Raw genomic sequence first — 23,321 nt, 5'->3', positions numbered from 1 at the left:
CCTCAGGCGCCGGGGTAGGTGACCGCCGCGGCAAAGGCGCTGCGGTAGAGCGTGGAAAGCTCCGCCAGCGTCGCCAGATCGAGGCCCATCATCACCCGGTCGCCGCCGAACGTGCCGACGCGGGCCAGCGGAACACCGGCGGTCTTGGCCGCAGCCTCCAGCGCCTCAGCCCCGGCGGCATCGCAGGCCACCAGATAACGCGCCTGATCCTCGCCGAAGAGCTCGGCAATATCGCTGCTGTCCAGCGCCACACCCAAGCCTGCGCCCTCGGCCATCTCGAAGGCCGCCAGCGCGAGCCCGCCATCGGAAAGGTCGGTCGCGGCGCGCAGGGCCTTGCGATTGGCGCGCAGGAACTCGCCATGCTTGCGCTCGGCCACGAGATCGACATGCGGCGCGTCGCCGCCTTCGATGCCGAACGCCTCGACCAGCAGTGCCGACTGGCCCAGATGGCTGCCAACCCCGCCGATGACCAGCGCGATATCGCCCTCGGCCGGCTGCCCGGCGATCAGCTCATCGAGGCTTGAAAGCAGCCCCACCGCGCCGATGGTCGGCGTCGGCAGGATCCCGGTCCCGTCGGTTTCATTGTACAGCGACACGTTGCCCGACACGATCGGGAAGTCCAGCGCCCGGCAGGCCTCGCCGATGCCCTTGATCGCGCCCACCAGCTGGCCCATGATCTCGGGCTTTTCCGGGTTGCCGAAGTTCAGGTTGTCGGTCGTCGCCAGCGGCAGCGCGCCCACCGCGGTCAGGTTGCGGTAAGCTTCCGCCACCGCCTGCTTGCCGCCCTCATAGGGGTTGGCCTTCACATAGCGGGGGGTGACATCGCTGGTGAAGGCCAGCGCCTTTTCGGTGCCATGCACCCGCACCACACCGGCACCAAGGCCGGGGGCGCGCACGGTGTCGGCCATCACCATCGTGTCGTATTGCTCCCAGACCCAGCCCTTATGGGCGTGGTTCGGGCTGCCAAGCAGGGCCTTCAGCGCCGCCATCGGGCCGATCACCGGCACCTCGCCCAAGGGCGCGGCGGCGGGCGTCTCCACCCAAGGGCGGTCATATTCGGGGGCGGACGAGGACAGCTTCGACAGCGGCAGATCGGCCTTGGTCTCATTGCCGTGGATGATCAGGAAGCGGTCCTCGGGGATGGTCTCGCCGACCACCGCGAAATCCAGATCCCATTTGTCGAAGATCGCCTTCGCCTCCGCCTCGCGCTCGGGCTTCAGCACCATCAGCATCCGCTCCTGGCTCTCCGACAGCATCATCTCATAGGCCGTCATGCCCTTCTCGCGCACCGGCACCCGGTCAAGGTCCAGCCGGATACCAAGCCCGCCCTTGTCGCCCATCTCGACGGCCGAGCAGGTCAGCCCCGCCGCGCCCATGTCCTGGATCGAGATCACGGCGCCCGAGGCCATCAGTTCGAGGCACGCCTCCAGCAGCCGTTTCTCGGTGAAGGGGTCGCCGACCTGCACGGTGGGACGCTTCTCCTCGATGGTGTCGTCGAACTCGGCCGAAGCCATCGTCGCGCCGCCAACCCCGTCACGGCCGGTCTTGGCGCCCAGATACACGACCGGCATCCCCACGCCCGAAGCCGCCGAGTAGAAGATCGCATCCGTCTCGGCCAGCCCCGCGGCAAAGGCGTTGACCAGACAGTTGCCGTTATAGGCCTTGTGGAACCGCACCTCGCCGCCGACATTCGGCACCCCGAAGGCATTGCCATAGCCGCCGATCCCCTCGACCACGCCCTTCACCAGATGCGCGGTCTTCGGGTGCGCGGGCTCGCCGAAGGACAGCGCGTCCATCACCGCAATCGGGCGCGCGCCCATGGTGAACACGTCGCGCAGGATGCCGCCGACGCCGGTGCCCGCGCCCTGATGCGGCTCGATATACGAAGGGTGGTTGTGGCTCTCCATCTTGAAGATCACCGCCAGCCCATCGCCGATGTCGACCACGCCCGCATTCTCGCCCGGCCCGCAGATCACCTGCGGCCCTTCGGTAAACAGCGTGCGCAGCCATTTCTTCGAGGATTTGTACGAACAATGCTCGTTCCACATCGCCGAGAAGATCCCCAGCTCGGTAAAGGTCGGCTCGCGGCCGATGATGTCCAGGATCCGCTGGTATTCATCGGGTTTCAGCCCATGCGCGGCAATCAGGTCGGTGGTGATCTGCGGTTCTTGCATGGCGTCTGTCCCCTTGCTGCACTTGGGCGGCATCTCTAAGGGGTGCGCCCCGCGCAGGGAAGCGGGTTTTTGGGGGGATAGACGGAAACGGACGCGCCCATTCCCGGACGCGCCCGTCTCTCTGCCCCGGCTCGCGGCGGCGCTGCGGCAGTCCCGGGCCGGAGTGCCAAGGCCGTAGCCCCGGCCATTCCCGGCCGATCCCCCACAAGCCTTCCGCGGCCAGATGCTGAACGGGCCGGCCGTTGCCGGGCGCCGTTGCGGAAACAACCGGATGGCGGGGCATACGTTCCTTCACACTGCTGCGAGCGGGCCGGGCGCGCTCAGCCTTCTCCCTGCGATCAAACGAAAAAAAAAGGCCGAGACAATGCTCGGCCCAAGTCCAACAGGGAGGTAGAAGACGCGTAGAGTTTCCTCAAACAACCGTCTTCTGCGCTGCATTTATGGGCGCGGCGCAAACCGTTCAAGGAAAAACATGCCGCAGATGCATCATGGCCGCCATGCGTGTCCCGCATGGCTGATCCGTCAGGCGCAGGGTCAGGCCGGCACAGCCTCATCCATCTGGCGCTTGCGGTAAGCCATGATCTCTTCTGTCACGAAATCGCGGAACGCCGCGATGCGCTTGGATTGCCGCAACTCCTCGGGATAGGCCAGAAACACCGGCACCTCGGCCGAATGCACATCGGCCAGCACCGGCACCAGATGCGGGAAATCGTCGGTCAGGTAATCGGGCAGCACGCCGATGCCGATATGGTTCAGCACGCCCTGCAGCACGCCGAAATAGTTGTTCACGTACAGCAGCGAGGGAATCTCATAGCTGGTCAGGTTCTGCACCATCGCCAGCCCCGCCGCGACCTGCGCCGCATTCGGGTTCTGGCAGATCAGCCGGTGGTGGCGCATGTCCTCGATCTGCTGGGGCACGCCGCGCTGCGCCAGATACTGCTCGCTGGCATAAAGCCGCATCCGGATGTTCATCAGCCGCTTGCGGATCAGGTCGGCCTGGCTCGGTTCCTTCATGCGGATCGCCACATCGGCCTCGCGCATCGGCAGGTCCAGCACCCGCTCCTCCAGCATCAGGTCGATCGTCAGATCGGGGAAGCGGTCATAGAGCTTGGTCAGCCGCGGCGCGAGCCAGAGCGAGCCAAACCCGGTGGTGGTGGTGACCTTCAGCACCCCGAACACCTCTTCCTCGCTGTCGCGGATCCGGGCCTCGGCGGTATCAAGGCGCTTGGCCATCGAGCTGGTGGCATCGAACAGCAACTCGCCCTGTTCGGTGAGAATCAGTCCCCGCGCATGGCGGTGGAACAGGGTGGTCCCAAGGCTCTCTTCCAGCGCGCGGATCTGGCGCGACACAGCAGACTGGCTCAGATGCAGGGTGTCCCCGGCATGGGTCAGGCTGCCGGCATCGGCCACCGCGTGAAAGATTCTCAGCTTGTCCCAGTCCATCTCGTCGCCTTCCTTGCGCCGGATATCCCCGGCAATAGCACTTATTACATGGCTGCCTTGCGCTGCCTACATATGAGTGTGCCAGATGCCAAACAGATGAAGACGGCAAAAAAGTGATTTTGTAGGTCAGGTTTTTTGACCTATCATGCTCTCGTGCTCATCAAGCAAGGGGAGGTGCCCAATGAGCAGGCAGAATGTGACAGGTGAGATCTCGCTCGCCGACCGCTTCGACCTGACGAAATCGACCGTGCTTCTGAACGGCACCCAGGCGCTTGTGCGGCTGATGCTGATGCAGGCGGCGCGCGACCATGCGGCCGGGCTGAACACCGCAGGCTATGTGACCGGCTATCGCGGCTCGCCGCTTGGCGCGGTCGACATGCAGATGCTGCGCGCCCGCAAGGAGCTGACGGCGGCGGGCGTGCTGTTCCAAGAGGGGCTGAACGAGGATCTCGCGGCCACCGCGATCTGGGGCACCCAGCAGGCGGGCCTGCGCGGCGAAGGCGCTGGCGATGGCGTCTTCGCGCTGTGGTATGGCAAGGGCCCGGGGGTGGACCGCACCGGCGACGTGATGCGCCACGCCAACATGGCCGGCACCGCACCGCAGGGCGGGGTGCTGATGGCGATGGGCGATGACCATACCGGCGAGTCCTCGACCGTGCTGCACCAGTCCGACTGGGCGATGATCGACGCGTATATCCCGGTGATCTCTCCGGCCGGTGTGCAGGAGATTTTGGACTACGGGCTCTACGGGTTTGCGCTGTCGCGCTTCGCCGGGGTCTGGACCGGGCTGAAGACGATGAAGGACACGGTGGAGGCGACGGCCGTTGTCGATGGCCGCCCGGACCGGATGCAGTTCGTTCTCCCGCAATTTGCGATGCCACCCGGCGGGCTCAGCATCCGCCTTGGCGATACCCCCGTCGCGCAGGAAGCGCGAATGATCGACCACAAGAGGTTCGCCGCCGAAGCCTTTGCCCGGGCTAACAAAATCGACAAACGGGTCTGGGGCCGCCCCGGCGCGAAGATCGGTTTCGTCGCTGCCGGCAAGAACTGGCTCGATCTCGTCCATGCGCTCTCGCTTCTGGGCATCGATGCCGCCGAGGCGGAGCGGCTGGGGATCACCACCTACAAGGTCGGCCAGACCTGGCCGCTGGACATGACCAGCTTTTCCGAATGGGCTTCGGGCCTGGAGCTGATCGTGGTGGTCGAGGAAAAGCGCAAGCTGATCGAGGTGCAGGTCAAGGAAAGCATCTTCGACGACCGCCGCGGCCGCCGTGTCTATGGCTGGAAGCATTCGGGGACGGGTGCCGAACTGTTCCCGACGCGCTATGCGCTGGATCCGGTGATGATCGCCGAGAAGCTGGGCGCGATCCTGATCGAGGAAGGGCGCGGCACGGATCGCATCAAGAACGGTCTCCAACTGCTTGCAGAGGCTCGGAAATCCGACAATGCGCCCGAGATTGCGACCCGCCAGCCCTGGTTCTGCTCGGGCTGCCCGCATAACAGCTCCACCAAGGTGCCGGAAGGCAGCCGCGCCTATGCCGGGATCGGCTGTCACTACATGGTGCAGTGGATGGACCGCGAGACCACCGGCTTCACCCATATGGGCGGCGAGGGCGCGAACTGGATCGGCGAGGCGCCGTTCTCCACAAGAACCCATGTTTTTCAGAACCTTGGCGACGGCACCTACAACCATTCCGGCGTTCAGGCGATCCGCGCCGCGCTGGCGGCCGGAGTGACCATCACCTACAAGATCCTGTTCAACGATGCCGTTGCAATGACCGGCGGGCAGAAGAACGAGGGCGGGCTGACGGCGCAGCAGATCGTGCGGGAAATCCGGGCGATGGGCGTTAAGAACGTCGCGCTAGTCTATGATGAGAAAGAAGAAATCGACTTTGACGGTTTCCCGCAGGGCATCGAGACGATCGAGCGCGCCGGGCTGATGCCGCTTCAGGAAAAATACAGCCGGATCAAGGGCGTATCGGCCATAGTTTATGTGCAGACCTGCGCCGCCGAAAAACGCCGTCGCCGCAAGCGCGGCACCTTCCCCGACCCGGACAGGCGCGTGTTCATCAACACCGACATCTGCGAGGGCTGCGGCGATTGCGGGGTGCAGTCGAACTGCGTGTCGATCGTGCCGGTGGAGACGGAACTTGGCCGCAAGCGCGCCATCGACCAGTCGAGCTGCAACAAGGATTTCAGCTGCCTCAAGGGCTTCTGCCCCAGCTTCGTCACGCTGGAGGGGGCGAAGGTCAAGCGCGCCGAACCGGCCGCGCTGAAGCTGCCGGACCTGCCGGAACCTGTGCTGCCCGCAATCCACGGCACCCACAACACCCTGCTGACCGGCGTTGGCGGCACCGGGGTAGTCACCGTCGGCGCGGTGCTGGCGATGGCGGCGCATCTGGATGGCAAGGGCGCGGGGATGATGGAGATGGCGGGGCTGGCCCAGAAGGGCGGCGCTGTGCATATCCACCTGCGGGTTGCCAACCGCCCCGAGGATATCAGCGCCATTCGCGTGGCGGTGGGCGAGGCCGATTGCGTGATCGGCGGCGATCTGGTGGTGACGGCGGGGGCGCGGACGCTTGGCCTGATGCGGGCGGGGCGCACCGGCGCCGTGGTCAATAGCCATGAAATCATCACCGGCGCCTTCACCCGCGACCGGGAATTCCGCTTGCCCTCCAGCCAGTTGCGCCTGTCTCTTGAAGCGCGGTTGCAAGAGCGGGCCTCGTTCCTGGATGCGACGGAGCTGGCGGCGAAGGCGCTTGGCGACAGCATCTATTCCAACATGATCGTGCTGGGGGCGGCCTGGCAGAAGGGCTTCGTGCCGATCAGCCGCGAGGCGATCCGCCGTGCCATCGAGATGAACGGCGCGGGCGTGAAGGGCAACCTTGCCGCCTTCGAGATCGGGCGGTGGGCGGCGGAACGGCCGTTGGAGGCGGAAAAACTTGCGCAGACGAAGCCGCAGAAGCCCTTGACACTGCAGCAGAAAATCGACTTCCGCACCGCGCATCTGATCGACTATCAGAACGCCGCGCTGGCGGATCGTTACCGCGCCCTCGTCGCCCGCGCGCCAGAGACGCTCCGCGAGGCGGTGGCGGAGGGCTATCACAAGCTGCTGGCCTACAAGGATGAATATGAGGTCGCGCGGCTGCACTTGACGACCCTCGCCAAGGCCGAGGCGGAGTTCGAGCCGGGCTTCCGGCCCAAGTTCCACCTCGCCCCGCCAATGCTGAGCGGGACAGAGCCGGGCGGGCGGCCGAAGAAGCGCGCCTTCGGGCCGTGGATGCTGCCGGCCTTCCGGCTGCTGGCGCGGCTGAAGCCACTGCGGGGCACGGCGCTGGACCTGTTCGGCCGCAGCGCCGAGCGGCGGATGGAGCGGGCGCTGATCGCGGAATATGAGGCGGATATGGCCGAGATCCTGCCCGGCGTGAGCCCCGCGACGCTGGAGATTGCCGAGGCGCTGGCGCGGCTGCCCCTGCAGATCCGCGGCTTTGGTCCGGTGAAGGAGGCCTCGGCACGGGCGGCGGCCGCGCGGCGGGCAGAGCTGCTGGCGGCCTTCCGGGAGGGCGGAACGCCGCTTCGGCAGGCAGCGGAATGACAGCTCAGGTGACGCGGCGGTAACGATCCGATCACAACCGTCGTGTCACTGTCATCTTTGCTGGCGAGACTCGGAGAATCCGGGATACTGCCCGTCAGGCTCTGCTACATCGGACATCATGAAGAAAAAAGAAATCGCGCGCGAAATCTCCTACGCCTCCTCGGCCCAATCCAAGGGCGGCCGCACCTTGATTCGCGTGCTGGAGAATGTCACTGGCCGCATCGGCCTGATCCGCCGGGCTCGAGGTTACGAGACCGATGTGGAGCGGGGCGCCGACTTCTGGCAGGTGATGCTGGACCGCTATGGCCTGAGCCTGAACATCGTCGGCGGCAGCCTGTCGAACATCCCGGCCAATGGCCCGCTGATCCTGATCGCCAACCATCCTTACGGCATACTTGATGGCCTCATGATGGGGCATATCCTGTCGCGGGCGCGGGGGGATTTCCGGATCCTTGCCAATTCGGTCTTTCGCCGGTCGGAAGACCTGAACCGGGTGATCCTGCCGATTTCCTTCGACGAGACCAAGGCGGCGGCCAAGCTGAACCTGGAGACGCGGGCGGAATCGCTGCGCTATCTGAACGCGGGCGGGGCCATCGGCATCTTCCCGGGCGGCACGGTCAGCACCGCCGCGCGGCCCTTTGGGCGGCCGATGGACCCCGGCTGGCGCAACTTCACCGCCAAGATGATCGCCAAGTCGGGCGCGACGGTGGTGCCGGTGTTCTTCACGGGCCACAACTCGCGCCTGTTCCAGATTGCCAGCCACCTGCACATGACCCTGCGGCTGGCGCTGCTGATCAAGGAATTCCGCGCGCGCATCGACGAGCCGGTGGAGGTGGTGATCGGCGAGCCGGTGAATGCCACCAAGCTCGACGCGCTGAAGGGCGACCCCAAGCGGATGATGGATTTCCTGCGCAAGGAGACGTATCAGTTGAGCCCGAAGCCCTTCGAGAGTTTCGACCACGGCTTCGAGTTCGAGCAGAAATACCGGGCCTGAGAGGCGCCCCGCAAGGGTGCCCCGCCCGGGTTGGAGGGCGTCATGGCGGTTGGGGTGTTCGATTCCGGTCTGGGCGGGCTGACGGTGCTGGCGGCGCTGCAGGCGCGGCTGCCCTCGGTGCCTTTCGTCTATCTGGGCGACAATGCCCATGCGCCCTACGGGGTGCGCGATGCCGATGACATCTTCCGCCTTACCTGCGCGGGGGTGGAGCGGCTGTGGGACGAGGGTTGCGATCTGGTGATCCTGGCCTGCAACACCGCCAGCGCCGCCGCCCTGAAGCGGATGCAGGAGACCTGGGTGCCGGCGGACAAGCGGGTGCTGGGGGTGTTCGTGCCGCTGATCGAGGCGCTGACCGAGCGGCAATGGGGCGACAACTCCTCCCCGCGCGAAGTGGCGGTCAAGCATGTGGCGCTGTTTGCGACGCCGGCGACGGTGGCGAGCCGGGCCTTCCAGCGCGAGCTCGCGTTCCGCGCCATCGGGGTGGATGTCGAGGCGCAGCCCTGCGGCGGCGTGGTCGATGCCATCGAGGCGGGGGACGAGATGCTGGCCGAGGCGCTGGTGCGCAGCCATGTCGAGGCGCTGCTGCGCCGGATGCCCAAGCCCGAGGCGGCGATCCTCGGCTGCACCCATTACCCGCTGATGGAGGCGGTGTTCCAGACGGCGCTTGGGCCGGACGTCCGCGTGTTCTCGCAGCCGCGGCTGGTGGCCGAGGCGACGGCGGACTACCTGGTGCGCCGGCCGGAAATGCTGGGGGCGGGGACGGGGTCGCGGTATCTGACGACGGGGAAGCCGGAGAGCGTGAGTGCGCATGCGACGCAGTTTTTGCGGCGGGGGGTGCGGTTTGAGGGGGCGTGAGGTGACGTGTGTCTACGGGCATATAGCGTCGAGTATTGGTGACCAGCCAAGACTACTAGGTCCAAGGCTTGCGGTCTGACGTCGCGCCGAACTATACACCAATACGTTCTCTTTATGTTGCAAATCCCACAGCTTTGGCTGCCGCAATGCAATGACAAGCTTATCGTGACACTCAGAGACTTCTTTGACAAAGTCCTTCACGAGTTGAACGGAGCGTAAGTTGTGGTAGTCAGGCAAAAACTTAAAATTTAGGGAGCGGTAGGGGAATAGCTCGATTGTTGCCAAGTTCTGCGAAAGTTCAGCGAGCGCGGAAGTATAGCTGACTTTTTGCGATCGCGAACTTCTGCAGCAACATGTTTGAGCTTTTTCTCCCAATAGCGATACCCGCCTGACCAACAGAAGTTGGGGTTGAGGTAGTGATTTGGAAAGCGCTCATCCAGATCTTGTTGCCAAAGAGCAGCCTGTTCAGCTTTCCTGTAAACTTCGCTCTCGATCTGATGATGAAGATCGTCAGGTGCCCAAGAGGGGTTCAGCATGAGCAGGAAGATTTTGGCCTTCCTGATGTCGCCAGAATAAGGCGCGGGGTAAATGTCATAGATAACCTTTGTAATTTGATCCGATGCTCGATAACTTTCAACAGCATGTTCGCAGTTTTTCCAGGAACTGCATTGTTTATCGAGAAAAGGTTTATCGTTCGGGTGGCGAAATGGTCCTTTTTCCAAGTTGATTTTTTGCCAATGTTCGATCAGTTCGTTCGCAGCGCTCATAACTTTTTCCTCAAGTTTAGATATACCTTACATCGATAGCCTTAAAGGCATTGTGTCTTGCTTTGCAACAAAAGCTCGGGCAAGAGAGCATCTCGAAAGACGGACGACAGCAGGAGCCCCCCCATGACCCACCGTATCGCCATCCTCGGAGCCTCGGGCTATACCGGCGCGGAGCTGGTGCGGCTGATCTCCAGCCATCCATCAATGGTCGTGACCGGGCTGTCCGGCGACCGCAAGGCGGGGATGGAGATGGCGGAGGTGTTTCCGCATCTGCGCCATATCGCGCTGCCGGTGCTGCAGAAGATTGAGGAGATGGACTTCTCGGAGGTCGATCTGTGCTTCTGCGCGCTGCCCCATGCCACCAGCCAGGCGGTGATCTCGGCGCTGCCGCGGGATCTGAAGATCGTCGATCTGTCGGCCGATTTCCGGCTGCGCGATCCGGCGGCCTATGAGCGCTGGTACGGCAAGCCGCATGCGGCGCCGGCGTTGCAGGCCGAGGCGGTCTATGGCCTCACCGAGTTCTACCGGGACGAGATCGCGCAGGCGCGGCTGGTGGCAGGCACGGGCTGCAATGCCGCCGCCGGACAATTCGCCATCCGCCCGCTGATCGAGGCCGGGGTGATCGATATCGACGAGATCGTGATCGACCTGAAGGCGGGCGTGTCCGGCGCGGGGCGCAGCCTGAAGGAGAACCTGCTGCATGCCGAGCTGTCGGGGGGCACCCATGCCTATTCGGCGGGGGGCACCCATCGGCATCTGGGCGAGTTCGATCAGGAGTTCACCCGCGTGGCCGGGCGGCCGGTGCTGGTGCAGTTCACCCCGCACCTGAGCCCGATGAACCGCGGCATCCTTGCGACCGTCTATGTACGGGGCGAGGCGGAGGCGGTTCATGCGGCGCTGGCCAGGCGTTATGCACCCGAGCCGTTCCTTGAGGTGCTACCCTTTGGCGCACTCCCCTCGACAAGGCATATCGCCGGCTCCAACTTCGTGCATATAGGCGTGTGCGGGGACCGGATCCCGGGGCGGGCGCTGGTGGTCTGCGCGCTCGACAACCTCACCAAGGGGTCGTCGGGGCAGGCGATCCAGAACGCGAACCTGATGCTGGGCCTGCCGGAGACTGCCGGGCTGATGCTGGCGCCGCTGTTCCCGTAAGGGGGCGCGGGCCGAGGAGGGGTGATGAAGGGGCTGAAGAAGAAACGGCGGATCCAGGTGCTGCTGCTGGCGGCGGTGGCGCTGGTGCTGTCCACGGCGCTGATCGGCTATGCGATGCGCGACGGGATCAACTTCTTCCGCTCACCCACGCAGGTCGTGGAAGAGCCGCCGCGCCAGGGCGAGGTGTTCCGCATCGGCGGGCTGGTCGAGGGCGGCAGCATCGTGCGCGGGCAGGGCGAGACCGTCAGCTTCACCGTGACCGATGGCGGCGCGACGATCCCGGTGCGGTTTACCGGCGTGCTGCCGGACCTCTTCTCGGAGAACCAGGGCATGATCGGCACCGGGGTGATGGAGGACGGCACCTTCATCGCGCGCGAGATCCTGGCCAAGCATGACGAGACCTACATGCCCCGCGAGGTGGTGGACGCGCTGAAGGAACAGGGCGTCTATCAGGACCCGAACGGGTAACAGCGCGCGTTAGGGTTAACGGATCTTAACCCGATCCTGAGGAACTGGGCCCAGAGGCCGGCGGCAATCCCGCCGGCGGCATGGGGTGCCAGGGATGCAATCAGCAGAGCAAATCGCAGCCGGAATCGTCGCCCGCGAGGGCGGCTATGTGAACGATCCCGACGATCCGGGCGGGCCGACCAAGCACGGGGTCACGCTGGCCACGATGCGGCGGCTGGGGCTCGACCTGACCGGCGACGGGAAGGTGACCACCGCCGATGTGCGGCGGCTGACGCCGGAGCGGGCGGCCGAGATCTACCTGGACCACTATTACCGCGCGCCGAAGATCGACCAACTGCCCGAGGGGCTGCGCGCCTCGGTCTTTGACATGTATGTCAATGCCGGGTCGGGTGCGGTGAAGGTGCTGCAGCGGCTGCTGGTGGAGATGGGGCAGGATATTCAGGTGGATGGCGGCATCGGCCCGCAGACGATCCGTGCCGCCTTTGCCGCCGAGGCGATGGCGGCGCCGGGGCTGCTGGCCGATGCCTATGGGATCGCGCGGCGGAATTACTACTACGCGCTGGCGGATGCGCGGCCTGCGTCCCGCAAATACGCGCGGCGGCGCGATGGCGGCAAGGGCGGGTGGATTGTGCGCGCCGAGGAGTTCATCAGCCCGCGCTTCCATCTGACCGAGGCGCAGCACCGGGCACGGGTGGCAGCATGGGCGTGATCGGGGCACTTCTGGGCAACCCTTCGGCGGTGCAGGCGGTGGGCACGGCGGCGAGTTCTGTCGCCGAGGTCTTCACCCCCAATGCCACCAAGAAGATGGAGAAGTCGCACGAGGCCTATATCGCGGCGCTGGACGAGCATGGCGAGGAGTTCAAGCATGCCCGCCCCGGCACCTTCGATGCGCTGGTCAACGGGCTGAACCGGATGCCGCGGCCGATGCTGGCTTTGGGGACACTGAGCCTGTTCGTCTATGCGATGATCGATCCGGTCAGCTTCGCGCAGCGGATGGTGGGGCTGGGATATGTGCCCGAACCGCTGTGGTGGCTGCTGGGGGCGATCGTCAGCTTCTATTTCGGTGCGCGGGAGGCGCATTATTTCCGTGGGCGGAGTGCGGTTGTTACGGCTCCGGCGGTGGCTGCTCCTGCTCCGGTTGAGGATAATCCGGCGCTGGCGGAGTGGCGGGGGATGGCGGGCTAGGGTGCGCCTGGGGCTGGCGGCCGGGGGTTTCACACCCCCGGACCCCCGTGGGATATTTGGGCCAAAACGAAGGGGAAGGACTCAGGCTTTTGCCAGTCTGCTGCGCAAGCTCGGGGTGGCGGCCATGCCAGCGAGCATCGCGGCCATGAAGACGGCGCCGCCGCTGCCGCCGAAGCTGAGCGAGGCGATGGCAGGGCCGGGGCAGAGGCCGGCGAGGCCCCAGCCGGCGCCGAACAGCAGCGAGCCGCCGAGGAGGGCGCGGTCGATTGTCGGAGCGGGCGGCTCGGGCAGGTCGCCAAGCAGGGCTCGCCGTTGCCGGGCCGCGATGCGCCAGGCGACGGCCATCGGGGCGATGGCACCGCCAAGGACGAAGGCCAGCGTCGGATCCCAGGCGCCGAGGATGTCGAGGAAGCCTTGAACCTTCGTCGTGTCGGTCATGCCGGAGATCAGCAGGCCGGCCCCGAAGAGGCCGCCGGTCAGGGCGGCGATGAGCATGCGCATGTCGGCTCCTCAGATGATGTGCAGGAGTTGGCGGAAGACCAGCAGCGTGAGAACGCCCGCCGCCAGATAGGCCGCCGTCGCTGCCAGCCCGCGTGGCGAGAGGCGCGAGATGCCGCAGACGCCGTGGCCGGAAGTGCAGCCGCCCGCCAGACGGGTGCCGAGGCCGACCAGCAGCCCCGCCGCGACCAGCACCGCCAGATTGCCGGTGACATGGGTGTCGGCGGCCTCGGCCGGGACGGCGCCCGTCAGCACCAGCAGCCCCGGCACCGCGATCAGCCCGGCCAGAAAGGCCAGCTTCTCGGCCCGGGCCTGGCCTTTGGCACTGCTATCGGCCAGACCGCCCAGAATGCCGCTGGCGCCCATGATCTTGCCATTGACCAGCAGGTAGATCGCCGCAGCGCCACCTATCATCAACCCGCCGATCAGGCCGTGGATCCAGTCCTGTTCCATTTTGCTCCCTCTGTGCCGTGAAGCCACGATATAGGCGGGCGCGAACGGACCACAACAATTGAATATGTATTCGGGGCACATGTTTCTGCGTTTCGCAGCGGCATCCACCTGGCGTCTTGACCTGCATCAATGTGACGCGCGCCCATGCCTGCAAAATGGGCTGGACAGGAAAAGGAGACTTGAGATGCAAACCGTCCAGGACCCGAAGACTACGCTGACCACCCGGCTGGAGCAGCTGAACACGCGGATCGCCGAGATTGACGCCGAGCTGGAATCGCACCAGTCGAAGGACTGGTCGGAACTGGCCAGCGAGCGCGAGAGCGATGAGGTGCTTGAAGAGATGGGCCTGTCGGCGCAGCACGAGATCCGCATGATCGAGGCGGCGCTGGTGCGGGTCGAGGCGGGGGAATATGGCGCCTGCGTGACCTGCGGCGCCGAGATTTCGCCCGAGCGGCTGGAACTGCTTCCGGCAACGCCCTTCTGCCGGGATTGCGCGCCGCGCAGGTAAGCCGGCGGGCGATTGCCGGCGCGCGGGTTTCGCATTGTGCTGGCCGGTCTGCACCGTAATCTGCCCGGGGGCCATATGGCGCGGGGGAGTGCAGGATGGCGGCAGAGGGGATCGCGCGGATCGGGCCGGGGGTCGATCTGGGCTGGGAGGCGGGCGCGGCTGACCGGCCGGCGCTGACGCTTGCCGATCCGGCGCGGCTCTATGATCTGGCGGTGCTGGCGCGGCTTGAGGCAGCGCTGGACAGCGCGCTGGCCGATCCTGCGGTGCAGGCTGTGGTGCTGGATCTGGCCGCCCCATCGGCATACCCCGTGCCACCCTCCGATCTGCTGGCGGCCGAGGCCGGGTTTGCCGCCTTGGCCTTGCGCATTGCCGCCGCGCCCAAGCCCGTGGTGGCGCTGATCGCCGGGCCTGTCGCCGGGCCGCTGGCGGCGCTGGCGCTGGCCGCGGCGCTGCGGGTGGCGGCCCCGGGCGGGCTGATCGGGTTTCCGGAGGTGACGCTCGGCCTCGTGCCGGGCGCCGGGGCCACGCAGCGGGCGGCGCGGCTGGCGGGGGCCGGGCCAGCGCTGGCGCTGATGCTGGCGGGGCGCTTGGTCCCGGCGGCCGAGGCGCAGGCGGCGGGGTTGATCGAGATGGTGACCGAAGCCGCGCTGCCAGCGGCGCGGGCGGCGGCCTCGGCCCTGGCGGCGGCACGCGCGGGCGGCGCGCCAGTGCCCTTCGCCCGCGATCCGCAGCGCGGCCTGGGCGATCCGGCCGGGTTTCTGGCGGCGGTGGCAGAGGCGCGGGCGCGGCTGTCTGGCGATCTGCCCGCGCCCTGGCAGATCGTGGACTGCGTCGAGGCGGCGCTGCTGCTGCCCGAGGCGGGCGGGCTGGGTTTCGAGCGCGCGGTGTTCGAGGCGCTGGCGGCCACGCCCGAGGCTCGGGCCTTGTGCTGGATGGCGGCGGCCGAGGCGGAGGGCTGGGACAGGACCGCCGCCGCCCCCCTGCCGGGGCCGGTGGCGATGACCGGCGAGGCTGCCGAGGGTGCGGCGGAGCTGCTGGCTGGCGGGGTGCCGGTGCGGCTGCTGGGGCAGGATGTGCCGACCCTGCGCGCCACGCTGGAGGCCATCGCCGCCCGGCAGGAGGCGGCGGTGGCCGAGGGGCGGATGACCGAGGCGGCGCGCGATGCCGCCTGGGACCGGCTGTCGGCCACCACGGATGCCGAGAGCTTGGCCAGGTGCCAGATCGGGATTGCTGCGGATGGATCGCTGGCGGTGCTGGAAGGCGCGCTGCCGCCGGCTGCGGTGCTAGGCGGTTTCGCATGGCCGCTGCCCGGCATCGGGCTGCAACGACACACGCCGCCGCAGGGGCTGCCGCTGCTGGAGATCGCCACGGATGGGAGCCCGGCGGCGCTGGCCGCGGGCCTTGGCCTCGCGCGCGCCATGGGCCGGGTGCCGCTGCCCTGCCAGCCCGGCAGCGGAGCCTTGCCGGGCGCGCGGCTGCTGGGGGCGCTGCGGCAGGCGGCCGAGGATCTGCTGCTGCTGGGGGCGACGCCGGCCTCGGTGGACGCGGCGCTGCGCGGCTTCGGCTTTGCGCGCGGCCCGTTCGAGGCGATGGACCGCGCGGGCCTCGACCACGTCACCCGTCAAGCGGCACAGGCGCCCGGCGCAGCGGAGCGGCTGCGCCCGGGCCTTGCGGCGCAGCTTGCCGCCGCCGGGCGCACCGGCCTGACGCGGCGGCGTGGCTTCCTGACCTGGCCCGAGGGCGCGGAGCATGGCACCGACGATCCCGGCGTGCTGGCGCTGATCGCCGAAGAGCGGTGGGTGCAGGGCCTGCCCGCCCCGCATCAGGGCGGCATGGGCCGGGCCGAGATCTGCCGGCTGGCCCTCGCCGCGCTGGCCAATGAGGGCGCGCGGATGCTCTCGGCGGGGGTGGCCCCCACCGCCGGCGCGCTCGATCTGCTGGCGGGCGCGGTGCTCGGCTTCCCGCGTCCCCGCGGTGGGCCGATGCATTGGGCTGGCGCCAGCGGCGGGCGCACCGGGCTTTTGGCGATGCGCAACGCGCTGAAGGCGCAGGCCGAGGCGCTGCCGACGCAAATGGCCGGGTTCTGGGCGCCGGACCCGGCTTGGGACCGGCTGATCCGCGAGGGGAAGCGCTTCTAGGCCAGCACGATCCCCAGCACCACCAGCATCAGCCCCAGCATCGACACCATCAGCGCCGCAAGGTTCATCGTCACCGCCTTTTTCAGCCGCAGGCGCAGCGCCTTGTCCTCCAGCCCCGCACGCCGGGCGCGCGACACCGCCACGATGCACCAGACGATGCCGACCAGCCCCGCCGCCGAAACCGCCGCGCCGATCCAGATCAGGTTCTCCATGCCGCCCTCCTCAGGTTTGCGCCGTCTTGGCCGAACCCGGCCGCCCGCGCAAGTGTCGGCTGCGCAGGAATGCCGACCTTGCAAGCGTTGGCTTGCGGGGCCTTGCAGCGCAGGGGCCATCCGACTAGCAAGGCCGCAAACAATCCGGCCCCCATCCGAGGAGACGCAGATGAATGCCCCTGTGACCGACGCCGCCTATAACGTCACCGCCGACGAGCTGCGCCAGTTCATCGAACGCTTCGAACATCTCGAAGCCGAGAAGAAGGACATCGCCGAGCAGCAAAAAGAGGTGATGGCCGAGGCGAAGGGCCGTGGCTACGACACCAAGGTGATGAAGAAGATCATCGCCATCCGCAAACGCGACAAGAACGACCTCGAGGAAGAGGAGGCCATCCTCGAGCTCTACAAAACTGCCCTCGGCATGGCCTGAACACGGCCGAAGGGGCGCAACTTCCCCCTTCGTTTTGGTCCAAATATCCCGGGGGGTGCGGGGGGCTGGCCCCCCGCGTCTTCGGCCGGACCGGACCGGCGCCCCAAAACAAGAAAGCCTCCCCGGCCGGGGAGGCTTTCTTCACATCGGGAAGGACAGCCCGTTTACCGCGGACCGATCATCATCACCATCTGCCGGCCTTCAAGGCGCGGCATCGATTCGACCTTGCCCTTTTCGCCCACATCGGCGGCAACGCGGTTCAAGAGCTCCATCCCCAGATCCTGGTGGGCCATCTCGCGGCCGCGGAAGCGCAGGGTGATCTTCACCTTGTCGCCCTCTTCCAGGAACTTGAATACCGACCGCATCTTGACGTCGTAGTCATGCGAGTCGGTGCCCGGGCGGAACTTGATTTCCTTGATCTCGATGATGTGCTGCTTCTTGCGGGCCTCGGCCTCGCGCTTCTGCTGCTCATACTTGAACTTGCCGAAATCCATGATCTTGCAGACCGGCGGCACGGCGTTGGGCGAGATTTCCACCAGATCGAGACCGGCTTCTTCGGCCATCTGCATGGCGCGGGCCGGGGTGACGACCCCCACGTTTTCGCCATCTGCGCCGATGAGCCGGATTTCCGTCGCGCGGATACGGTCGTTGATACGTGGTCCCGTGTCGCGTTGCGGCGGGGCATTGTGGGGTCTGCGGGCTATGGTTGGATTCCTTTTATGGCCAGCGTCGTGTGGCGCGCAAAATAGTCCCCTGCGCCCGGCACTTCAACCGGCATTTCACGGATTTGCGAGCCTTCGGGGCCAAAACGCCCGGTGCCTGCCTGCGGTTCCGGCCTTGGGCGGAGGCCTGCGGCGCTTGGGCCGGCCCCGGGCGCTTCCCCTTGCGGGGGTGATCTGGCATAGATCGCGCAGTTTCGGCCGCGCCCCGCGGCCCCGAAGGAGAGCACCATGAAAAAGATCCTGGTCATTGTGGCTGTGATCGCCGTCGCTGCCGGCGGCTGGTATTATTATGCCGAACAGCAGCGCGCCGCCGAGGAAGCCGCTGTTGCGCAGGCCGCGGCTGACGCTGCCGCCGAAGCCGCCGCCGCCGAGGCCGCTGCCGCCGAACAAAAAGCCGCCGAGGAAGCTGCCGCCAAGGCCGCCGAAGAGGCTGCCGCCGCCGCCGCCGCCGAGGCTGCTGCCGCTGTGGAAGCTGCCGCCACCGAGGCGGCCAATGCCGCTGCCGAGGCCGCCAAGGCTGCCGAAGCTGCCGCTGCCGAGGCTGCTGCCGCGGTCGAGACCGTCACCGACCAAGCCACCGCTGCCGCCACCGAAGCCGCGACTGCGGCGGGCGATGCCGTGGCCGATGTCGCCGACATGACCGCCGAGACCTTCGAAGCCGAACAGTTGAAGGCAGCGCTGGACAACTCGAACCTCAACGCTCCGATCCGCGATGCGCTGAAGCAGGCCGTGGATGCCGCCGCCTCCAACCCGGCTCTGGCCGAGGCCACCATCGCCCAGGTGCGTCAAGCCCTCGGAATGTGAGGGAGCGGGCCACGATGGCCCGTGCTCTATAGAAAAACCGCCGCGCGAGGGCTCCTCGGGCGGCGGTCTGCGTTTGGGATCCTGTTGCTGGGTTCGCGTCAGACGCCCTCGCCGACGAAAGCCTTCTCCACCACATATTCCCGCGGCTCGGAATTGGCGCCCTCGCGCAGGCCGTAGCTTTCCAGAACCGCCATCACGTCCTTGTTGAACGCTAGGCTGCCGCAGACCATGGCGCGGTCACCCTCCGCCGTCATCGGCTCGATCCCCAGATCGGCGAAGACCTTGCCCGAGGACAGGTTGTCGGTGATCCGCCCCATATGCTCCGACGGCTCGCGGGTGGTGGTGGGGTAGTACAGCAGCTTGCCCTCCACCATCTCGCCGATCAGCTCGTCATTCTTCAGCCCCTCGATCAACTCGCGGCCATAGGTCAGCTCTTCTGCCGTGCGGCAGGTGTGCATCATGATGACCTGATCGTATTTCTCATAGGTCTCGGGGTCGCGCATCAGGCTGGCAAAGGGCGCGATGCCGGTGCCGGTGGCCAGGAACCAGACCCGCTTGCCGGGCAGCAGCGCGTCATGCACCAGCGTGCCGACGGGCTTGGGGCGCAAGATGATCTCATCCCCCACCTTGATATGCTGCAGCTTCGAGGTCAGCGGGCCATCGGGCACCTTGATCGAGTAGAACTCCAGCTCGTCGTCCCAGCTGGGCGAGGCGATGGAATAGGCGCGCAGCAGGGGTTTGCCATTGTCGCCCATCAGCCCGATCATCACGAACTCGCCGGACCGAAAGCGCAAGGATTGCGGCCGCGAGACGCGGAACGAGAACAGCGCGTCGGTCCAATGGGTCACGGCGGTCACGGTCTGCGCATCGGGCAGGTGCTTGGGGGCGGGGATGTTCGCGGCAGCGGGGGAGTCTTGGGTCAAGGCGATCTCTGTCATATCTGGGGCAGGCGCGATGGCGGCAGCTGTCGCACGCATCTCCTTCTTAAGGTGTAAATCGGGATGAGGAAAAGCCCCGCTATCAGCCGCGCAACCGCGACTGATAGTCATGGGCCGTCCAGTCGGCGCGGAACTGCCAATGCTCGGCAGGCTGGCGGCTTGCAAGCTCGGCCGAGATTTCCACCTCGTCGAACCCGGCGCGGCGGGCCATCGTGTACTGGTCGGCCAGCACATGCCCGCGGGCGCGCAGGCGCCCCGAGAAGCCAAGGCTGCGCAGGCGGCGCGCGATGGTGAAGCCGCGCCCATCGGAGAAGCTGGGAAACTCCACCCGCACCAGCTGCGCGCCGTGCAGCCGGTCCTCGATGGTCGACAAGCAGGTGTCGGGCGCCAGATCCAGCGCCGGGGCGCCGGACCAGTCATCCTGGTGGAAACCGTCGTCTCGGACGATCACGCTCATTTCACGTCCTCCTTGATCTCAGCAGCAACCGGCCCGCGCACCATGCGCCCGCCGATGAAATGGATCCCGCATTCGGATTTCTCGGACCCGCGCCAGCGGCCCGCCCGCGGATCCTCGCCGGGCTTCACCGGGCTGGTGCAGGGCGCGCAACCGATGGAAGGATAGCCCTTGGCCACCAGCGGATGCCGGGGCAGGCGGTTCTCGGTCATGTAGTCTTCCAGATCCTCGCGGCCCCAATGGGCCAGCGGGTTGATCTTGATGCGGCGGCCGTTGTCCTCTTCCTCGAAGAAGTCGATCTCGGCGCGGGTCTGGCCCTGATAGCGCTTGCGCCCGGTGATCCAGGCATCGAACTGCGACAGGGCGTTTTCCAGCGGCACGGTCTTGCGCAGGGCGCAGCAGGCATCGGTGCTGAACTGGTGCAGGGTGCCGTCGGGATCGTCCAGCGCCACCGCGGCATCGGCGGCCCGGATGGTGCGCACATCGGTCAGGTTCAGGCGCTCTGCCAGCAAGGTCTGATACTCCAGTGTCTCCGGAAACAGCATCTGGGTATCAATGAACAGCACCGGCAACGAGGGCGCCATGACCGAGATCAAGTGCAAAAGCACCACCGATTCGGCGCCGAATGAGGACACCAGAGAGATCCGCCCCAGATCGGCATCGCGCAGCGCATGTTCCAGCACCGCCACCGCGCCGTGATGGCGGTAGCGGTCGTTCAGCCGGGCGACCCGCTCGGCAATCGGGTCCAGCTCGGGCGCGAGAGCCCGCAGCGCGCTAGGCGGCATCGCGGGCCTCTTCGGGGTAAAGCGCGGCCTTGAACGGCGCGGGGCCAAGCCGGCGGAAGGCGTCGATGAAGCTCTCGGTTGGCGCGTCGCGCTGCGCGAGATAGGCGCGCAGCAGCCGCTCGATGGCCGGAACCACCTGGTCATAGGCAAAGCCGGGGCCCGCCCGCTCGCCGATGGCGGCGGTTTCAGTGTGATCGCCGCCAAGGGTGATCTGGTAATTCTCCACCCCCGCCCGGTCGAGCCCCAGGATGCCGATATGCCCGACATGGTGATGCCCGCAGGCATTGATGCAGCCCGAGATCTTGATCTTCAGCGCGCCGATTTCCTGCTCCAGCCCGATATCCCGGAAGTGGGTGGCAAGCTCCTGCGCGACCGGGATCGAGCGGGCGGTGGCCAGCGCGCAGTAATCCATCCCCGGGCAGGCAATGATGTCGGAAATCAGCCCGACATTGGCGGTGGCCAGCCCTTCGCCCGCCAGCGCGGCATGGATCGCCGGCAGGTCGGATTTGTGGACATGCGGCAGGATCACGTTCTGCTCATGGCTGATGCGCAGCTCGTCATGCCCATAGCGCTCCGCGAGGTCCGCCAGCAGCCGCATCTGCGCCGAGGAGGCATCCCCGGGCGTCTCGCCATGCGCCTTCAGGCTGACGGTGACGATGGCATAGCCGGGCGCGCGATGCTCGGCGAGGTTGGTGTCCGCCCAAGCGCGGAACACCGGGTCCGAGGCCAGTGCCGCATCGAATGCCTCCGTGGGGGCATTGCGGAAGGCGGGGGGCGTGAACTGCGCTTCGATCTCCGTCAGGATCTGCTGATCGACGCCGCTGAACTGGGCGCGCGTCTCCACGAACCGCTCTTCCACAGCCGCCTTGAACACGTCGATCCCGTTCTCGAACACGGTGATCTTGATGCGCGCCTTGTACTTGTTGTCGCGCCGGCCCATCACGTTATAGGTGCTGACGATGGCCTCGAGGTAGGGCAGCAGGTCCGCCTTGGGCAGGAAATCGCGGATCACCGCGCCCAGCATCGGGGTGCGGCCAAGCCCGCCGCCCACCAGCACCTCGAACCCGACCTCGGCCCCGCGCCGCACCATCCGCAGCCCGATATCATGGGCGCGGGTCACGGCACGGTCATTGGGGCTGCCGGTGATGGCGATCTTGAACTTGCGCGGCAGGAACTGGAACTCGGCATGGTCGGTGGACCATTGCCGGATCAGCTCTGCCACCGGGCGCGGGTCTTCGATCTCATCCGCCGCGGCGCCGGCGAAATGGTCCGCGGTGGTGTTGCGGATCGTGTTGCCACTGGTCTGGATCGCGTGGATCCCGACCTCGCCAAGGCTGTCGAGGATGTCAGGCACATCCTTCAGCTTGGGCCAGTTCAGCTGGATGTTCTGCCGCGTGGTGAAATGGCCATAGCCCTTGTCCCACCGCTCGGCGACCTCTGCAAAGCGGCGCATCTGGCCGGGATTCAGCGTGCCATAGGGAATGCAGATCCGCAGCATATAGGCATGCAGCTGCAGGTAGAGCCCGTTCATCAGCCGCAGCGGGCGGAACTCTTCCTCGGTCAGGCTGCCGTCGATGCGGCGTTCCACCTGGCTGCGGAACTGGGCATTGCGCTCGGCCAGAAAGGCGCGGTCGAAGGCGTTGTAATCATACATTGGCGGCCTCCTGCTTGCCGTGCGGATAGTTGGACGGGCCGCGGGTGCGGAACGCCTCGCGGAAATGGGTGGGCTCGGGGCCATCGGGGCCTGCCTTCGCCTCGGCCAGATAGGCGCCGACAACGCGGGCCGGCTGGCCGCTGGCAAACAGCAGCCGCAGCTGCGCATGGGCCTCGTCCTCGATCAGCTCGGCCTCATGATGCGCGCGGCTCCAGCGGTCATCGGCGGTCAGATAGATCACGTCGCCTTCCAGCAGATCATTGGCGGTGACGACTTTGGGCGTGAAGCGGCGGCTCATTGCAGGGCCTCCTTGAGGATCGGCAGGGTGGCTTGGGCCGCGCGGGGGGCGAGGCCGAGCAGAAGAACGGCGGGTCCGGTAACATCTTCAAGACAGGCGGGCAGCGTGGCCAGACTCGCGGCGATAACCCGCTGATCGGGGCGGCTGACATTCTCGACGATGGTCACCGGCGTCTGGGGCAGGGCGCCATGCATGATCAGCCGCCCCTGCACAAACCGCGCCGCCTTCTTGCCCATGTAGATCGCGGCGACCGAGCCCTCGCGCGCCAGCGCCCGCCAGTCCTGATCGGCGAAGCCCTGCGTGTCATGGCCCGTCAGGATGCGCAGGTCGGAATTGCGCCCGCGCCGCGTCAGGCTCTGCCCAAGGCTCGCGGCGGCGGCGACGGAAGCCGTGATGCCCGGCACGATGGCAAAGCCGATGCCCGCCGCCTCCAGCGCATCCGCCTCCTCATCCAGCCGCCCGAAGATGCCGCAATCCCCGGCCTTCAGCCGCAGCACCCGCCGGCCCGCCCGCGCAAAGGCCACGATCAGCGCGGTGATCTCGGTCTGCGGGGTCGATGGACCGAAGCCCTCCTTGCCGATGTCGATCAGCGTGGCACCGGGCCCCGCCAGCGCCAGCACCCCCGCGCCGACCAGCCGGTCATGCAGCACGATATCCGCCTCCGCCAGCGCCCGCGCCGCCTTCAGCGTCAGCAGATCGGGATCGCCCGGGCCCGCGCCCACGAACAGCACGGGGAACAGCACGGACGGCTCGGCAACTGGCTGATGGCTGGCGGTCATGGTCATGGCGGGCCC

Annotated in this window: 24 protein-coding genes; 11 read left to right on the top strand and 13 right to left on the bottom strand. The window is 66.9% G+C overall.

Going from position 1 to position 23,321, the window contains the following annotated elements; all coding sequences use genetic code 11:
* Window positions 1-2 precede the first annotated feature (2 nt).
* Both purL and Q8S30_RS07075 read right to left on the bottom strand, forming a co-directional pair.
* Entirely contained in the window at window positions 3-2,174 is a 2,172-nt protein-coding gene (purL, locus tag Q8S30_RS07080) for a phosphoribosylformylglycinamidine synthase subunit PurL (RefSeq protein ID WP_305665317.1), read from the bottom strand.
* Window positions 2,175-2,708: 534 nt separating this feature from the next.
* Window positions 2,709-3,617 (bottom strand): LysR family transcriptional regulator, encoded by a 909-nt coding sequence (locus tag Q8S30_RS07075; protein ID WP_305665316.1) that lies wholly within the window; start codon window positions 3,615-3,617, stop codon window positions 2,709-2,711.
* A gap of 181 nt (window positions 3,618-3,798) precedes the next feature.
* Here Q8S30_RS07075 and Q8S30_RS07070 point away from each other — a divergent pair, with 181 nt between their 5' ends.
* The 3 genes from Q8S30_RS07070 to Q8S30_RS07060 all read left to right on the top strand — a co-directional run bounded on the left by Q8S30_RS07070 (window position 3,799) and on the right by Q8S30_RS07060 (window position 9,061).
* Window positions 3,799-7,212 (top strand): indolepyruvate ferredoxin oxidoreductase family protein, encoded by a 3,414-nt coding sequence (locus Q8S30_RS07070; RefSeq protein ID WP_305665315.1) that lies wholly within the window; start codon window positions 3,799-3,801, stop codon window positions 7,210-7,212.
* 115 nt (window positions 7,213-7,327) lie between these two features.
* Window positions 7,328-8,206, top strand: coding sequence for a lysophospholipid acyltransferase family protein (locus tag Q8S30_RS07065; RefSeq protein ID WP_305665685.1), 879 nt, complete (start codon window positions 7,328-7,330; stop codon window positions 8,204-8,206).
* 42 nt (window positions 8,207-8,248) lie between these two features.
* Entirely contained in the window at window positions 8,249-9,061 is an 813-nt protein-coding gene (locus tag Q8S30_RS07060) for a glutamate racemase (RefSeq protein ID WP_305665314.1), read from the top strand.
* Between the two features lie 248 nt (window positions 9,062-9,309).
* Here Q8S30_RS07060 and Q8S30_RS07055 read toward each other — a convergent pair whose 3' ends face one another.
* Window positions 9,310-9,828 (bottom strand): hypothetical protein, encoded by a 519-nt coding sequence (locus Q8S30_RS07055; RefSeq protein ID WP_305665313.1) that lies wholly within the window; start codon window positions 9,826-9,828, stop codon window positions 9,310-9,312.
* A 123-nt stretch (window positions 9,829-9,951) separates the two neighbouring features.
* On the opposite strand from Q8S30_RS07055, the gene argC reads away from it, so the two are divergent.
* From argC to Q8S30_RS07035, 4 genes are all read left to right on the top strand, one after another.
* Complete coding sequence (gene argC, locus Q8S30_RS07050; RefSeq protein WP_305665312.1) at window positions 9,952-10,980, top strand: N-acetyl-gamma-glutamyl-phosphate reductase; 1,029 nt, start codon at window positions 9,952-9,954, stop codon at window positions 10,978-10,980.
* A gap of 24 nt (window positions 10,981-11,004) precedes the next feature.
* Window positions 11,005-11,448 (top strand): cytochrome c maturation protein CcmE, encoded by a 444-nt coding sequence (ccmE, locus tag Q8S30_RS07045; RefSeq protein WP_305665311.1) that lies wholly within the window; start codon window positions 11,005-11,007, stop codon window positions 11,446-11,448.
* 94 nt (window positions 11,449-11,542) lie between these two features.
* Entirely contained in the window at window positions 11,543-12,157 is a 615-nt protein-coding gene (locus tag Q8S30_RS07040) for a holin-associated N-acetylmuramidase (RefSeq protein ID WP_305665310.1), read from the top strand.
* A complete protein-coding gene (locus Q8S30_RS07035; RefSeq protein ID WP_305665309.1) occupies window positions 12,148-12,633 on the top strand; it encodes a holin family protein in 486 nt (161 codons plus the stop codon). Before Q8S30_RS07040 ends, Q8S30_RS07035 begins: the two co-directional genes overlap by 10 nt.
* Before the next feature lie 81 nt (window positions 12,634-12,714).
* Here the strand turns inward: Q8S30_RS07035 and Q8S30_RS07030 are convergent, their stop codons facing one another.
* Both Q8S30_RS07030 and Q8S30_RS07025 read right to left on the bottom strand, forming a co-directional pair.
* The gene (locus Q8S30_RS07030) at window positions 12,715-13,134 is read right to left on the bottom strand and encodes a DUF6691 family protein (protein WP_305665308.1); all 420 of its coding nucleotides are present in this window, start codon (window positions 13,132-13,134) and stop codon (window positions 12,715-12,717) included.
* 9 nt (window positions 13,135-13,143) lie between these two features.
* Entirely contained in the window at window positions 13,144-13,584 is a 441-nt protein-coding gene (locus tag Q8S30_RS07025) for a YeeE/YedE family protein (protein ID WP_305665307.1), read from the bottom strand.
* Window positions 13,585-13,768: 184 nt separating this feature from the next.
* Here Q8S30_RS07025 and Q8S30_RS07020 point away from each other — a divergent pair, with 184 nt between their 5' ends.
* Together Q8S30_RS07020 and Q8S30_RS07015 are read left to right on the top strand one after the other, a co-directional pair.
* A complete protein-coding gene (locus tag Q8S30_RS07020) occupies window positions 13,769-14,092 on the top strand; it encodes a TraR/DksA C4-type zinc finger protein (protein WP_305665306.1) in 324 nt (107 codons plus the stop codon).
* 95 nt (window positions 14,093-14,187) lie between these two features.
* A complete protein-coding gene (locus tag Q8S30_RS07015; protein WP_305665305.1) occupies window positions 14,188-16,230 on the top strand; it encodes a 3-hydroxyacyl-CoA dehydrogenase family protein in 2,043 nt (680 codons plus the stop codon).
* Here Q8S30_RS07015 and Q8S30_RS07010 read toward each other — a convergent pair.
* Window positions 16,227-16,442, bottom strand: a complete 216-nt coding sequence (locus Q8S30_RS07010) for a hypothetical protein (protein ID WP_305665304.1) — start codon at window positions 16,440-16,442, stop codon at window positions 16,227-16,229. The genes Q8S30_RS07015 and Q8S30_RS07010 overlap by 4 nt on opposite strands.
* A 169-nt stretch (window positions 16,443-16,611) precedes the next feature.
* On the opposite strand from Q8S30_RS07010, the gene Q8S30_RS07005 reads away from it, so the two are divergent.
* Window positions 16,612-16,872: a DUF2312 domain-containing protein gene (locus Q8S30_RS07005; protein ID WP_305665303.1), complete on the top strand. Its 261-nt coding sequence runs from the start codon at window positions 16,612-16,614 to the stop codon at window positions 16,870-16,872.
* Between the two features lie 164 nt (window positions 16,873-17,036).
* Here Q8S30_RS07005 and infC read toward each other — a convergent pair whose 3' ends face one another.
* A complete protein-coding gene (gene infC, locus Q8S30_RS07000) occupies window positions 17,037-17,576 on the bottom strand; it encodes a translation initiation factor IF-3 (protein WP_371135479.1) in 540 nt (179 codons plus the stop codon).
* Window positions 17,577-17,822: 246 nt separating this feature from the next.
* Here infC and Q8S30_RS06995 point away from each other — a divergent pair, with 246 nt between their 5' ends.
* Window positions 17,823-18,398: a hypothetical protein gene (locus tag Q8S30_RS06995; RefSeq protein ID WP_305665302.1), complete on the top strand. Its 576-nt coding sequence runs from the start codon at window positions 17,823-17,825 to the stop codon at window positions 18,396-18,398.
* A 98-nt stretch (window positions 18,399-18,496) separates the two neighbouring features.
* On the opposite strand, the gene Q8S30_RS06990 is transcribed toward Q8S30_RS06995, so the two are convergent.
* The 6 genes from Q8S30_RS06990 to cobA all read right to left on the bottom strand — a co-directional run bounded on the left by Q8S30_RS06990 (window position 18,497) and on the right by cobA (window position 23,306).
* On the bottom strand, window positions 18,497-19,336 hold the full coding sequence (locus Q8S30_RS06990; RefSeq protein ID WP_305665301.1) for a ferredoxin--NADP reductase: 840 nt from the start codon (window positions 19,334-19,336) through the stop codon (window positions 18,497-18,499).
* 82 nt (window positions 19,337-19,418) lie between these two features.
* Window positions 19,419-19,793 carry a DUF934 domain-containing protein gene (locus Q8S30_RS06985; protein ID WP_305665300.1) on the bottom strand — a complete coding sequence of 125 codons (375 nt, stop codon included), beginning with the start codon at window positions 19,791-19,793 and terminating at the stop codon, window positions 19,419-19,421.
* On the bottom strand, window positions 19,790-20,575 hold the full coding sequence (locus Q8S30_RS06980) for a phosphoadenylyl-sulfate reductase (RefSeq protein ID WP_305665299.1): 786 nt from the start codon (window positions 20,573-20,575) through the stop codon (window positions 19,790-19,792). The genes Q8S30_RS06985 and Q8S30_RS06980 overlap by 4 nt, the downstream gene beginning before the upstream one ends.
* Entirely contained in the window at window positions 20,565-22,229 is a 1,665-nt protein-coding gene (locus Q8S30_RS06975; RefSeq protein ID WP_305665298.1) for a nitrite/sulfite reductase, read from the bottom strand. Before Q8S30_RS06975 ends, Q8S30_RS06980 begins: the two co-directional genes overlap by 11 nt.
* Window positions 22,222-22,527, bottom strand: a complete 306-nt coding sequence (locus tag Q8S30_RS06970; RefSeq protein WP_305665297.1) for a DUF2849 domain-containing protein — start codon at window positions 22,525-22,527, stop codon at window positions 22,222-22,224. The genes Q8S30_RS06975 and Q8S30_RS06970 overlap by 8 nt, the downstream gene beginning before the upstream one ends.
* Window positions 22,524-23,306, bottom strand: coding sequence for a uroporphyrinogen-III C-methyltransferase (cobA, locus tag Q8S30_RS06965; RefSeq protein WP_305665683.1), 783 nt, complete (start codon window positions 23,304-23,306; stop codon window positions 22,524-22,526). The genes Q8S30_RS06970 and cobA overlap by 4 nt, the downstream gene beginning before the upstream one ends.
* Between the last annotated feature and the right edge of the window lie 15 nt (window positions 23,307-23,321).

This window comes from Frigidibacter sp., assembly GCF_030695035.1.
In the GTDB taxonomy this organism is placed as follows: Bacteria; Pseudomonadota; Alphaproteobacteria; order Rhodobacterales; family Rhodobacteraceae; genus Frigidibacter.
Note: the sequence above shows the minus strand (reverse complement) of the source record. Positions and strands in the feature narration are given on the sequence as shown.